The sequence below is a fragment of the Burkholderia sp. Bp9031 genome (assembly GCF_003857965.1).
GTDB classification, from domain to species: Bacteria; Pseudomonadota; Gammaproteobacteria; order Burkholderiales; family Burkholderiaceae; genus Burkholderia; species Burkholderia ambifaria_A.
Genome location: NZ_QTPW01000001.1, coordinates 193,694 through 207,362 on the forward strand (window position 1 = coordinate 193,694; position 13,669 = coordinate 207,362).

10 protein-coding genes are annotated in these 13,669 nt (G+C 67.6%); 7 read left to right on the forward strand and 3 right to left on the reverse strand.

From position 1 onward, the window contains the following. Positions 1-29 precede the first annotated feature (29 nt). From DIE15_RS00855 to DIE15_RS00865, 3 genes are all read left to right on the forward strand, one after another. On the forward strand, positions 30-947 hold the full coding sequence (locus DIE15_RS00855; protein WP_057925139.1) for a serine aminopeptidase domain-containing protein: 918 nt from the start codon (positions 30-32) through the stop codon (positions 945-947). Then, entirely contained in the window at positions 944-1,375 is a 432-nt protein-coding gene (locus DIE15_RS00860) for a MarR family winged helix-turn-helix transcriptional regulator (RefSeq protein WP_057925138.1), read from the forward strand. Before DIE15_RS00855 ends, DIE15_RS00860 begins: the two co-directional genes overlap by 4 nt. Before the next feature lie 520 nt (positions 1,376-1,895). Then, entirely contained in the window at positions 1,896-3,350 is a 1,455-nt protein-coding gene (locus tag DIE15_RS00865; RefSeq protein WP_124832014.1) for a sialidase family protein, read from the forward strand. Positions 3,351-3,412: 62 nt separating this feature from the next. Here the strand turns inward: DIE15_RS00865 and adhP are convergent, their stop codons facing one another. Continuing rightward, a complete protein-coding gene (adhP, locus tag DIE15_RS00870) occupies positions 3,413-4,441 on the reverse strand; it encodes an alcohol dehydrogenase AdhP (protein WP_057925136.1) in 1,029 nt (342 codons plus the stop codon). A gap of 58 nt (positions 4,442-4,499) precedes the next feature. Between adhP and DIE15_RS36820 the strand changes: the two genes are divergently transcribed. The 4 genes from DIE15_RS36820 to otsA all read left to right on the forward strand — a co-directional run bounded on the left by DIE15_RS36820 (position 4,500) and on the right by otsA (position 10,984). Beyond that, positions 4,500-4,667, forward strand: a complete 168-nt coding sequence (locus DIE15_RS36820) for a hypothetical protein (protein ID WP_185734321.1) — start codon at positions 4,500-4,502, stop codon at positions 4,665-4,667. A 204-nt stretch (positions 4,668-4,871) separates the two neighbouring features. Further along, complete coding sequence (locus tag DIE15_RS00875; RefSeq protein WP_244104793.1) at positions 4,872-6,956, forward strand: TonB-dependent receptor; 2,085 nt, start codon at positions 4,872-4,874, stop codon at positions 6,954-6,956. Between the two features lie 411 nt (positions 6,957-7,367). Next, the gene (locus DIE15_RS00880; RefSeq protein WP_124832016.1) at positions 7,368-9,008 is read left to right on the forward strand and encodes a methyl-accepting chemotaxis protein; all 1,641 of its coding nucleotides are present in this window, start codon (positions 7,368-7,370) and stop codon (positions 9,006-9,008) included. A gap of 569 nt (positions 9,009-9,577) precedes the next feature. Beyond that, complete coding sequence (otsA, locus tag DIE15_RS00885) at positions 9,578-10,984, forward strand: alpha,alpha-trehalose-phosphate synthase (UDP-forming) (RefSeq protein ID WP_124832018.1); 1,407 nt, start codon at positions 9,578-9,580, stop codon at positions 10,982-10,984. Between the two features lie 7 nt (positions 10,985-10,991). Here the strand turns inward: otsA and DIE15_RS00890 are convergent, their stop codons facing one another. Both DIE15_RS00890 and ftsH read right to left on the reverse strand, forming a co-directional pair. Then, complete coding sequence (locus tag DIE15_RS00890; protein ID WP_057925131.1) at positions 10,992-11,459, reverse strand: OsmC family protein; 468 nt, start codon at positions 11,457-11,459, stop codon at positions 10,992-10,994. A 123-nt stretch (positions 11,460-11,582) separates the two neighbouring features. Further along, positions 11,583-13,550, reverse strand: a complete 1,968-nt coding sequence (gene ftsH / locus DIE15_RS00895; protein WP_057925130.1) for an ATP-dependent zinc metalloprotease FtsH — start codon at positions 13,548-13,550, stop codon at positions 11,583-11,585. Positions 13,551-13,669: the final 119 nt, after the last annotated feature.

Here is a 13,669-nt window from a genome sequence, read left to right on the forward strand (position 1 = left end):
ACGAAATAAAACCCGGAACGAGAACGGCCATGACGTCAGAACCCATCGAGTTTTCCGCTGCCGATGGCTACACGCTGCGCGGCACGCTGTGGTCGCCGGACGCGCCACCGCGCGCGCTGGTGCTGATCCATCCGGCAACCGCTGTGCCGGAGCGGTTGTATGCGGGCTTCGCGCGCTTCCTGACCGAGCGCGGCTTCGCGGCGCTGACCTACAACTATCGCGGCATTGGCGCGTCGCGGCCCGCGCGGTTGAGCGCGCTGCAGGCGCGCATGCGCGATTGGGTCGAGCTCGACGTCGGCGCCGCGATCGCGTGGGCACGCGATGCGTACGAAGGGCTGCCGCTGCTGGCGGTCGGGCACAGCGTCGGCGGCCACGCGATCGGGCTGTCGGCCGGCACTGTGCACCTGCGCGCGGCCGTGCTCGTCGCCGCGCATGCAGGCAGCACGCGGCTGATTTCCCGCGCGGCGGAACGGCTGAAGGTGCGGCTGATCCTGCGCGTGCTCGGCCCGCTCGCGTCCGCGCTGCTCGGCTACGTGCCCGGCAAGCGGCTCGGCCTCGGCGAGGACCTCCCCGCCGGCGTGTTCCGAGAATGGAGCCGCTGGACCACGCTGCCGCGCTACTTCTTCGACGATCCGACGCTCGGCGCGGCCGAGCGCTTCTCGAAGCAGCGGTTGCCGATCCTCGCGCTCGGCTTCGACGACGATCCGTGGGCGAACCCGCCCGCGATCGACCTGCTGGTAAGCTACCTGACCCGGGCGGCCGTCGAACGCCGCCAGATCGATCCGCACGCCGCAGGCAGCGGGCCGGTCGGACACATGGGCTTCTTCCGCAGCCGGCCCGGTACCGTGTTGTGGCCCGCGGTCGCCGACTGGCTCGCGCAAGCGCTCGACGCGCCGCGCGAAGCGGGCCGCCCGTCCCTTTCCATTGCTGCCGGGAACCGAGCTTGAGCGAACACCGACGACTGTTTTTCCTGTTGAACATCGGCCAGCGGCGCGTGCAGCGCTGGGTCGACCGCAAGGCCGAGACCGATTCGCGCGCGAGTGCCGCGCAGGCCGGCGTGTTGTTCTGCCTCGCAAAGCAGGACGGCGCGCTGATCGGTGAAGTCGGCGCGGCGCTGCAACTGGCGCCGTCCGCGATGACGGGGCTCGCCGACCGGATGGCGAAGGCCGGCCTGCTCGCGCGTCACGCCGATTCGGACGACGGGCGCGCCACGCGCCTGTTCCTGACCGACGAAGGTCATGCGGCGCTCAAGCGTGCGCGCGGGCTGCTGCGTGAGTTGAACGGCAAGCTGTGCGACGGATTTTCCGACGCGGAACTCGACGTCGTCGCGCGCTGGCTGCACGCATTGCAGGACCGCTTTCCGGCCGAGCGCTGAACGGCACGGACAACGCGTCGCGTCAGTCGCGGCACGCGGCACGCGGCACGCGACACGCGGCACGCGACACGCGGCACGCCATCGATACGATACGACCCGAGCGTCGCAACCGAAAGCGATTGCGATTCGCGTTTTCGATTCGCTTTTCCGGCATTCACGGCGGCAAATTTTGCGTTCCTGACGCACCGCTTCGGCAACGCTTTCCGACTACGCTCTGTTACAAAAAATTGCATCCCTTGGCGCATAGGGATCGCCTACATTGCAATCCACTTCGCTGCATTCGTCGTATGCACGGACTGGCCTTCCCGTCGGGTCCACATCCCAAGACGCGCCCGACAAGCAATGAAAAGAAGAGGAGTCTTAACCGACGTGCTGGCGGCGTCCAGCACACGCGGATAGCGATGACCGAAGCGGCCTCCTGAACCACACGACCCGACGCGTTGCACGGCATCCGTTGCCGCGTACCGGTTCGCGTTGCGTCGCCGCGCCGTCGCCACCGCACGTCAACGAGGAGCAGTCCATGCGACGCACGATCGTGTCCCCCTCCCTTGTCACCCGCGTCACCCGCCTGTCTGCCGCAGTAGCGATGGCCGCCGCCGCGGCGGCCCATGCCGACCCCGTGGTCGTGTCCGGCCCGAGTCCGTTCGCCGCCTGCACGATCGGCGGCCCCGGCACGAACTACGTGAACGCCGAGGTCGAACCGTGGCTGTCGGTGAACCCGGCGAACCCGACCAACATGATCGGCGTGTGGCAGCAGGACCGCTGGTCGAACGGCGGCGCCCACGGGCTCGTCGCGGGCTATACGTTCGACGGCGGCGCGACCTGGGCACGCACGCCGCAGCCATTCAGCGCGTGCGCGCCCGGCGGGCTCAAGTACGAACGCGCTTCCGACCCGTGGGTGTCGTTCGGGCCGGACGGCACCGCGTACTCGGTGTCGATCTCGTTCAACCAGTCGAACAACAGCAATGCGGTCGCGGCATCGGTGTCGACCGACGGCGGACAGACATGGAGCAGCCCGGCCGTGCTGATCGCGAACGACGAGCCGACGACGCAGTTCTTCAACGACAAGGAATCGGTGACGGCGAACCCGGTGAAGGCCGGCGCCGCCTATGCCGTGTGGGACCGCCTCGAACTGCCGAACGGCAACCCGTACGCGAACCTGCACACGGCCGCCTACCGCGGGCCGACGTTCTTCTCGAAGACGGTCGACGGCGGCAAGACCTGGAGCCGCGCGAAGGTCATCGTCAACACGCCGTCGCGTCAGCAGACGATCGGCAACCAGATCGTCGTCGATCCGAAAACGGGCACGCTCTACGACTTCTTCGACCTGATCCAGCCGCCGTTCAGCAAGGCGGCCGGCAAGGTCGCATTCGTCAAGTCGACCGACGATGGCGCCACCTGGACGAAGCCGCAGGTGATCGCCGGGCTGCAGACGGTCGGCGTGACCGATCCGAACACCGGCGAGCCCGTGCGCACCGGCGACATCATTCCGGAGCCCGCGATCGATCCGGCGTCCGGACAGCTCTACGTCGTCTGGCAGGACAGCCGCTTCAACGGCGGCAGCTACGACGAGATCGCGCTGTCGACGTCGACGGACGGCGGCGCGAGCTGGAGCGCGCCGCTGCAGGTGAACACGCCGACCGGGCGCCCGGCGTTCAATCCGTCGGTGCGCGTCAACAACGCCGGCGCGGTGATGGTCACCTACTACGACTTCCGCGACCTGCAGGCCGGCAACACGACGACGCTGCCGACCGGGTTCTGGCGCAAGATCTCGCACGACGGCGGAGCGACGTTCGCCGACGAGCGGCGCGTCGGCGGCCCGTTCGACATGAAGATCGCGCCCAACGCGGAAGGCTTCTTCATCGGCGATTACCAGGGGCTCGACGTGCTGCCGTCGTCGTCGTTCCATCCGTTCTTCGTCCAGACCAGCGCAGGCAACCTGACGAACCGCACCGACGTGTTCTTCGCGCCGTGATGCGCGCGTGAGCGCAGCGCCGCCGCGACGTCCCGCGCGTCGCGGCGGCGTGCCCGAGTGCGTCAATGCATGTCGGTCAGCACGACGCGACCGTCGACTTTCCCTTCGCGCAGCCGCGCGAATATGTCGTTGATGTTGCCGAGCCGGTCGCGATGGATATGCGCACGCACCAGCCCGTCCGCCGCGAAATCGAGCGATTCCTGCAGGTCGCGCCGTGTGCCGACGATCGAGCCGCGCACCGTGATGCCGTTCAGCACGGTCGAGAAGATCGGCAACGGAAAATCGCCAGGCGGCAAGCCGTTCAGCGCCACCGTGCCGCCGCGCCGCACCATCCCGAGCGCCTGCGCGAACGCGCTGCGCGACACGGCCGTGACCAGCACGCCGTGCGCACCGCCGATCTCCTTCTGGATGATCTTCGCCGGATCGTCGGCCGACGCATCGATCGTCAGCTGTGCGCCAAGCTCGCGCGCAAGTGCGAGCTTCGCCGGGGAAACGTCGATCGCCGCGACGTGCAGGCCCATTGCACGCGCGTATTGCACGGCCACGTGACCGAGCCCGCCGATGCCTGAAATCGCGAGCCACTGGCCCGGACGCGTGTCGGTGACGCGAATGCCCTTGTAGACCGTCACGCCCGCGCACAGGATCGGTGCGATCTCGTCGAACGCCACCTGCGCCGGCAGATGGCCGACGTAGTCTGGATCGGCCAGCACGTATTCGGCATAGCTGCCGTTGACCGAATAGCCGGTGTTCTGCTGTCCGTGGCAAAGGGTTTCCCAGCCGGTGTGGCAGTACTCGCAGTGACCGCATGCCGTGTAGAGCCAGGGCACGCCAACGCGATCGCCCTCGCGCACGTGCGTGACGCCCGCCCCGACCGCCGCGACGATTCCCACGCCTTCGTGTCCGGGAATGAACGGCAGCGTCGGCTTCACGGGCCAGTCGCCGTCGGCTGCATGCAGGTCGGTATGGCAGACGCCCGACGCCTTGATGTTGACGAGGATCTGGCCCGCGCCCGGCGTCGGGATCGGCACTTCCTCGATCCGCAACGGTTCGCCGAACGCGTGTACCACGGCCGCTTTCATGGTTTGTGTCACGTGTCGCTCCTGTCTGGTCGATGACCGAGCCAGTATCCGGGCTGGAAACCGGAACGCCTTGATACGCATCAACGGGGCGAGAAACGCGCGCGAGCGCGGCGGATCCATCGCGCGGCAGGTTGCGCGGGCCACCGGCCCCGGCGCCGGTTTTACGACCCGCCTCTGCTTTCGCAGCTATTTCAGCCGTTGGTCGAAAACCCTGCAGCCCGACGCCGTTTTGCTTTGAATTCGAAATGATATAACATATCATTTCACGTGCTCGCCCGCTGCCCCCCGTTCTCATTGGCCGGCCTGGCATCGCCAAATCATGTTCCAGCGGGTCACTGCGCGCCGATGATGCAACAATATATCGTATCGATTGACGCCCGCATGCCCCGTTTCCCGATCCGATTCCAACCCATTCCAACCCATTCCAACCGATTCACCGACCATGCGCGACCTCCCTCGTCTCCCGCTTCGCCCGCTCTCGCCCGTTTCGCTGATGCTGTTCGCCGCCGTCGCGCACGCGCAGGCCGATACGCCCGCCCCATCGACACCGACGCCGACGCAAGCCACGCCGCTCGCGCCTATCTTCGTGACCGCGAACCCGCTCGGCGACACCGAGCTGATCGCGCCGACCGTGCAACTGTCCGGCGACGCGCTGACGCGCCGCCAGGCCGATTCGCTCGGCGAAACGCTCGACGGCCTGCCCGGCGTGTCGACCACCACGTACGGGCCGATGGTCGGCCGCCCGATCATCCGCGGGATGGATGGCGACCGGATCCGGCTGCTGCAGAACGGCGTTGCAGCGTACGACGCATCGTCGCTGTCGTACGACCACGCGGTGCCGCAGGACCCGCTGTCGATCGAGCGCGTCGAGATCGTGCGCGGTCCGGCCGCGCTGCTGTACGGCGGCAACGCGGTCGGCGGCGTCGTCAACACGATCGACAACCGGATTCCGCGCGAGGCGATCGAAGGCGTGACGGGTGCGCTCGACGCGCGCTATGGCGGCGCGAATTCGGTGCGCGCAGGCGCCGCACAGGTCGAGGGCGGCAACGGCCGCTTCGCGTTCCATGTCGACGCATTCGACCGCGAAACGAGCAGGTTGCGGATTCCCGGCGATGCGCGCAGCAGCCAGCAACGCGCGCTCGACGATCCCGACACGCCGCAACCGGCCGGCAACGTCCCGAACAGCGACGGCCGCGTACACGGCGGCGCCGTCGGCGCGTCGTACACGTGGGCCGACGGTTTCGCGGGCCTGTCGTACAGCGGCTACGAATCGAACTACGGCTCCGTCGCCGAGGACGACGTGCGCCTGCGGATGCGCCAGGAACGCCTCGCGCTCGCGTCCGAGGTGCGCAACCTGAGCGGCCCGTTCACGAAGCTGAAGTTCGATTTCGCGTACACCGACTATCGCCACAAGGAAGTCGACAACGGCGAAACGGCGACGACCTTCCGCAACCGCGGCTACGAGGCGCGCATCGAGGCGCGGCATCGCAGGATCGGCCCGTTCGAGGGCGCGATCGGCGTGCAGTTCGGCCAGAACACGTTCTCGGCGCTCGGCGACGAAATGCTCGTGCCGTCCACGCGCACGAACAGCGTCGCGCTGTTCGGCCTCGAGGAATGGCAGGTCGACCCGGCGCTGAAGCTGAGCCTCGGCGGCCGCTTCGAGCACGTGAAGGTCGATCCCGATCCGGCCGGCGTCGAGAAATTCGCGCTCGCGCAGCCGCGCGACTTCAATGCCGGCAGCGTGTCAGCCGGCGCCCTGTTCTCGCTGACGCCCGTGTGGTCGGTCGCGGCGAACGTCGCGTACACGGAACGCGCGCCAACGTTCTACGAGCTGTACTCGAACGGCCCGCACGACGCAACCGGCCAGTTCCTGATCGGCAACCCGAACGCGTCGAAGGAAAAGGCCGTGTCGACCGACCTGTCGCTACGCTACGCGAGCGGCCCGAACCGCGGCAGCGTCGGCGTGTTCTACAACCGCTTTTCGAACTACCTGACCGAATACAACACGGGCCGCCTCGTGAACGACGACGGCGAACCGGTCGCGCCCGGCACCGGCGAGGCGCTCGACGAAGCGATCTATCGCGGCGTGCGCGCCGAGTTCTACGGCGTCGAACTCGACGGCAAGTGGCGCGCGTTCTCGCGGCGCGGCCATACGGTCGACCTGGAGCTGACCGCCGACTACACACATGCGCGCAACGTCGACACCGGCCAGCCGCTGCCGCGCATCGCACCGCTGCGTGCGACGCTCGCGGCCGACTATGGCTATGGCCCGTTCGGTGCGCGCGCGCAGGTCACGCATGCGTGGTCGCAGCACCGCGTGCCCGACAATGACTTCTCGACGGACGGCTACACGTCGCTCGGCGTGATGCTCACATACAAGTTCCGCGTCGGCGCAACGCACTGGCTCGCCTACCTGCGCGGCGACAACCTGACGAACCAGGAGATCCGCTACGCGACCTCGGTCGTACGCGGCTTCGCACCCGAAGGCGGCCGCAGCGTGATGGCCAGCCTGCGCACGACGTTCTGACCGTCGGACGGCCTGCGGCACCGGTCGCGGGCCGTTCGACCGGGCGCACGTCCGTGCACCCGTTTTACGGGACCGAATCGCACCGCAGACCGCGCAGAAGTAAATGCGCAGTTCACCCATCAATCAAAAATGCAATCGATCGGATGGTGCGATCAACCGATCTCGAATCTATTAACTTTCGATAATGACCAATATCGAGTTCCGCGTATGAACGCGAGAATCATCAGTGATCGCCGGCTTTTTTTGATCTAGATCAAAGAGGCTTTCCCATGGGGGTTTCCGGCGAGAAAAAATCGAAATCAGGGTTTTCGAAGGGTAAAGAAATATCCGATACACCCGTTAATGACGGCACGAGCCCGTATCCGGTCGAACAATAAATCCCCTCGCCACCCACTCGCAGAGAGGCATCTCGTGAAAATCGCCAGAATAACCATCAAAGCAAAACTGCTTGGCGGCTTCGGATTGCTCGCCGCGGTCGTCGTGATCGTGTCGGGCATGGCGCTGAAAGCACTGTCCGATACGAACGACGAGTTTTCCCGGTACGTGAACGGCGTCAACGCGCGAGCGAACCTGGCTGCGCAAATCCGTACGTCGGTCGACCGGCGCGCGATCGCCGCGCGCAACCTGGTGCTCGTGACCACGCCGTCCGACATCCAGCTCGAACTGGCCGAAGTGCAGCAGGCGCACAAGGACGTGCAGGACCATCTCGCGAAACTGAAGGACATGATGGCGAACGCCACCGACACGACCGATCGCGCGCGCGAACTGGTCGCCGAGATCGTGCGCGTCGAAGCGAGCTACGGGCCCGTCGCGCTGAATATCGTCGGGCTCGCGCAGGCCGGCAAGAAGGAAGATGCGACCGCCGATATCGACAATCGCTGCCGTCCGTTGCTCGCGCAACTTGTTCGCGCAACCGATGCGTACGCAACCTATACGCACGAGCGCGAACTCGCGATCGCGCAGGCATTCGCGGATCGTTACACGACCGAGCGCAACGTGCTGTCCGCCATCTGCCTGATCGCGCTCGCGGTCGCGGTGGGCGGCGGCCTGTGGCTGACGCGCAAGATCACGGTGCCGATCGTCGCGGCGGTCGACGTCGCGCGCACGGTGGCCAACGGCGATCTCGGCAGCCGCATCAGCGTGAGCGGCAACGACGAGACGCGCGACCTGCTCGACGCATTGCACACGATGAATACACGGCTGATCGGCATCGTCGGCCGCGTGCGCGATTCGTCGAACAGCATCGCGCACGCGGTGGGCGAGATCGCATCGGGCAACCTCGACCTGAGCCAGCGCACCGAGGAACAGGCGGCATCGCTGCAGGAAACCGCCGCGACGATGGAGGAATTCACGTCGACGGTGCGCCTGAACGCGGAAAACGCGCAGCAGGCGAGCACGCTCGCCGCGAATGCGTCGGACGTCGCGCAGCGCGGCAGCTCGGTGGTCGGCCGCGTGGTCGACACGATGACGGAAATCGGCCACAGCTCGTCGAAGATCGCGGACATCACCGGCATCATCGAAGGCATCGCGTTCCAGACCAACATCCTCGCGCTGAACGCGGCCGTCGAAGCGGCGCGCGCGGGCGAACAGGGCCGCGGCTTCGCGGTCGTCGCGAGCGAGGTGCGCAGCCTCGCGCAACGTTCGTCGACCGCCGCGAAGGAAATCAAGGAACTGATCTCGGCGTCGGTGCGGACGATCCGGGATGGTTCGGCGCTCGCGAGCGAAGCCGGCAAGACGATGTCGGACGTGACGCAGGCCGTCGCGCGCGTCACCGACATCATGGGCGAAATCGCGGCGGCATCGGCCGAACAGAGCCGAGGGATCGACCAGGTGAACCTGACGATCACGCAGATGGACGAGACGACCCAGCAGAACGCGGCGCTCGTCGAACAGGCCGCGGCCGCGTCGAAGTCGCTCGAAGCGCAGGGCCGCGAGCTGTCGGGGACGGTGTCCGCGTTCCGGATGCCGGCCGGTGGCGAACATGCGACCTCGGCACACGCGCGCACTCACGCGGCCGACGGCGCGTCGCGCTGGCAGGCTACCGCCGTGTAACGCGATCAAGCCTCCTGCCATGCAGGACACGATGCGCGGCCGCGCATTACACGGCCCGGCTGCGCATTGCGTGCTGTCTGCGTGCGGCGGTGTCGTTGTGCCCGCGCGGACGTGCCGACGTGATACACCACGCGTGTCGCGATATGCTCCACGTCCTCGCGGCACGCATCCTCGCACGCGTCGCTTCGACAACGCGCACCACGGTCGATCGGAATCGCTGCGATCGACAGCGCACGCGTGACGAACACCATCGCTCGCCCTCGTCTGCGCCCCGCTCTCTCCTCTCCGCTTCCCCCGCGCACCCTGCCGCGCAATTTCCGGTCCCGCCCGCCAAATGCACGGAACGACGCGCATCGCGCCGGGTATGCCGATTCGCTGATCCCGGTCATGCACTTTTAAATCGGCCGAATGACGAGTATCCTAAAAAAGCACTCCACGTTCGAACGGCGAATCGCGTGCCCTGATTCCCGTCCGCCCGTATCGCGGCCCCATCGCACCTCGCGTCGATGGCGGCGTCCGCCTCACGCCCTGGCCGCACGAACCTTCCCCAACCATTCGCAGGAGAGCTGGTGAGCCGACTCGTCGTCGTATCCAATCGCATCGCAGATCCCCGTAAAGCCGCGGCAGGCGGGCTTGCCGTGGCCGTAAAAGACAGCCTGCAGGAATCGGGCGGCGTCTGGTTCGGATGGAGCGGCAGGCTGCGCGGTGAAGGCGAGCGTCCCGCACATGGCGACGACGTGCAGATCCAGAACGTCGGCGGCATCCAGCTCGCGACGATCGATCTCGATCCGCAGGATTACGACGCGTATTACCTCGGCTACTCGAACAACGTGCTGTGGCCGGTGTTCCACTACCGGCTCGATCTCGCGCAGTTCGACCGGCGCTTCGCGGACGGCTACCGTCGCGTGAACCAGCTGTTCGCGCGCAAGTTGAGCACGCTGCTGCGCCCCGACGATACCGTCTGGGTTCACGACTACCAGTTGATTCCGCTCGCGGCCGAGCTGCGCGCGATGGGCTGCACGAACCCGATCGGTTTCTTCCTGCATATTCCGATGCCGCCGCCGCCGATCATGGCCGCGATTCCGGAGCACGAGTGGCTGATGCGCTCGCTGTTCGCATACGACCTCGTCGGCTTCCAGACCGAATCGGATCTGTTGCACTTCGAACACTACGTCGAGGCCGAAGCCGGCGCCGCGCGGCTGCCGGACGGCCGCCTGCGCGCGTTCGGCCGCACGCTGTCGGCCGGCGCGTTCCCGATCGGCATCAACGTCGACGAATTCGCGGCGCTCGCGGCGAATCGCGACGGGATCGACATGTTCGAGCGGATGCGCGACGAGTATTCGCGCCGCCAGCTGCTCGTCGGCGTCGACCGGCTCGATTACACGAAGGGCTTGCCGCAGCGCGTGCATGCGTTTCGCCAGCTGCTCGAACAGTATCCGGAGAACCGCGACCGCGCGACGCTGATCCAGATCGCCGCGCCGAGCCGCGAGGATCTCGGTGCGTACGACGACCTGCGGCGCGAGATGGACAGCCTGTGCGGCGCGATCAACGGCGACTACGGCGAACTCGAATGGATGCCGATGCGCTACATCCACCGCACGGTCGCGCGCAAGCGCTTGCCGGGCCTCTACCGCGCGAGCCGCGTCGCGCTCGTCACGCCGCTGCGCGACGGGATGAACCTGGTCGCGAAGGAGTTTCTCGCCGCGCAGGACGCGGCCGACCCCGGCGTGCTCGTGCTGTCGCGTTTCGCGGGCGCGGCCGAACAGCTGAAATCCGCGCTGCTCGTCAACCCGTACGACACGCAGGGCACCGCGCAGGCGATCCAGCGCGCGCTCGCGATGCCGCTCGAGGAACGCCGCCAGCGTCACGACGCGCTGATGGCGATCGTGCGCAAGACCGACGTGCACTGGTGGCGCACGCGCTTTCTCGACGCGCTCGCCGAAGCGGCGGAAGTCGCCGCCGCCACCGAGTCCTGACGCACGCTCACACGCCGGTCATCTCGCGGTCGAGCACCGCACCGTTCACGTCCTGCACCGCCACCGAGATCGGTATGCCTTCGCGCATGCTCTCGGTCACCACGCAATACGCATCGAACCGGTCGAGCATGCGCGTCGCCGCCGCGAGATCGGCCCACGCCTTGCCGACCGACAAGGTCACGGCCATCGCGCCGACCCGCACCCTGCCCGCCTCGTTCTGCACCATGTCGACCTCGATATGCGCAGTGACCGGCTGCGGATCGGCGCGCTGTTTCTCGAGCGCGAACAACAAGCTCGCCGCGAGGCAGCTCGCAACCGCCGCGGCCAGCAGCCGGACGGGATTCGGGCCGCGCCCGGCACCGAGCGGCGGCGGTTCGTCGGTGAGCACCGGCGAAAGCTCGGTGCCGGCAAACGTGACTTCGAAACTGAAACGCGCATGCTGCGCGACATCGACCGATACGTGCGCCTCGCTCATGGCGACTCCGTGACTGGAAAGAGGAAAAGGAACGCCGGCGCAATGGCGCGCCGGCAAGTGTGAGTCGCAGCGCCGGTGCGGCGCGATCGTGGCCGCCCGCGGGCTGCGCGAGAGATCCGCGCTTCAGCGCTCGGGTTCGCGCGGCGGCCCGTATGCGACGAAATCGCGCTCGACCGCCGACGCCTGCTCCGGCGCATTCGCGCCCGCGCACGGCCCGCGATCGGTCATGGATGGCCCGGAGTCAGGCTCCTCGCGCCCGTCGATCAGCGCCTGCAACGCATCGCGTTCGAGCACCTCGCGCGCGAGCAGCCGTTGCGCGATCCGCTCGAGCGCATCGCGACGTTCGCCGAGCGTCGCCGCGACACGCGCATGCGCATCGGTCAGCAGCATATGCACTTCGTCGTCGATCATCCGTGCGGTGTGCTCGCTGCAGCGGCCGTCGCCCGCATGCCATGCGCCCGGGATGCCGGTGCGCGCCTCGCCGTCGTCGAAGCTCACCAGCCCGATCTTGTCGCTCATCCCGTACTGCATGACCATGTGGCGCGCCATCGCGGTCGCGCGTTCGAGATCGTTCTGCGCGCCCGTCGACACGTCGCCGAACACGAGCTCTTCCGCGACGCGTCCGCCGAGCAGCGCATCGATGCGATCGAGCAATTCGCTGCGGCGCAGGACGTAGCGATCCTCGGTCGGCACCTGCTGCGTGTAGCCGAGGGCCGCCACGCCGCGCGGAATGATCGACACCTTCTTCACCGGATCGCAGTGTGCGCGACTTTCCGCGACGAGCGCATGGCCGGCTTCGTGATATGCGATCGTCAGCTTCTCCTGCGCGTTCATCACGCGGCTCTTGCGTTCGAGCCCCGTCAACGCGCGGTCGATCGCCTCGTCGAAGTCCTCCATCCCGATCGCCGGCTTGCCGAGTTCGGCCGCATGCAGCGCGGCCTCGTTGACGACGTTCGCGAGATCGGCGCCGACGAAGCCCGGCGTGCGCGACGCGAGTTCGCCGAGGTCGACGTCGGCCGCGAGCTTCACGCGCTTCACGTGCACGCCGAGGATCTGGCGGCGGCCGTTCACGTCGGGCCGGTCGATCGCGATGTGACGATCGAAGCGCCCCGGGCGCAGCAACGCGGGATCGAGAATCTCCGGCCGGTTGGTCGCGGCCATGATGATCACGCCTGAGCCGGCCTGGAAGCCGTCCATCTCGACGAGCAGCTGGTTGAGCGTCTGCTCGCGCTCGTCGTTGCCCGACATCGGGCCGACGCCGCGCACCTTGCCGAGTGCATCGAGCTCGTCGACGAACACGATGCACGGCGCCTTCTGCTGCGCCTGCTCGAACAGGTCGCGCACGCGCGCCGCGCCGACGCCGACGAACATCTCGACGAACGCCGAGCCGCTGATCGAGAAGAACGGCACCGCGGCCTCGCCGGCCACCGCGCGTGCAAGCAGCGTCTTGCCGGTGCCGGGCGCGCCGACCACGAGCACACCCTTCGGGATCTTGCCGCCGAGCCGCTGGTAGCGATCGGGGTTGCGCAGGAACGCGACGAGCTGCTGCAGCTCGGCCTTCGCTTCGTCGATGCCCGCGATGTCGTCGAACGTGATGCCGGTTTCCTGCTGCACGTACACGCGAGCGCGGCTCTTGCCCATCCCGGTGAAGTCCTGCAGGCCACCGCGCTTGCGCAGCATCAGGTTCCAGATGAACACGAACGCGACAAGCGGCACCAGCCACGACGCGAGCGACGTGATCCAGCCGGTGTCGGACGCGCCGTGAAAGCGGATGCCGGCCGCGGTCAGCGTATCGATCAGCTGCGGGTCGGTCACGCGGTTCGTGACGAAGCGCGGCGGCGTGCCGTCCTCCTTCACGGCCGCGACTTCGGACGCAGGCAGCATCGTGCCGGCCTGCGGCATCTTCAGCGTGCCGGTGATCGACGTCGGACCGATGTCGAGATCGTCGACGAGCCGCGCGGCGACGAGCCGATGGAAGTCGCTGTACGCGATCATCGTCGACGCCGGGCGCAGCATCACCAACTGCGCGGCGAACAGCACGAAGAAGCCCGCCGCGATCAGCAATCCTGCGTAATCGAATTTCCTGTCCATGGCATCGGGCCGGCCGGTCGCGCCGCGCGGCGCGCTTGCTCGAGCCCGCACGCCCTGCCGGCGCGCGGCATCGGCAGCCACGCACACACGGAATGCATCCGCGCCATCGTCGCCTCGTT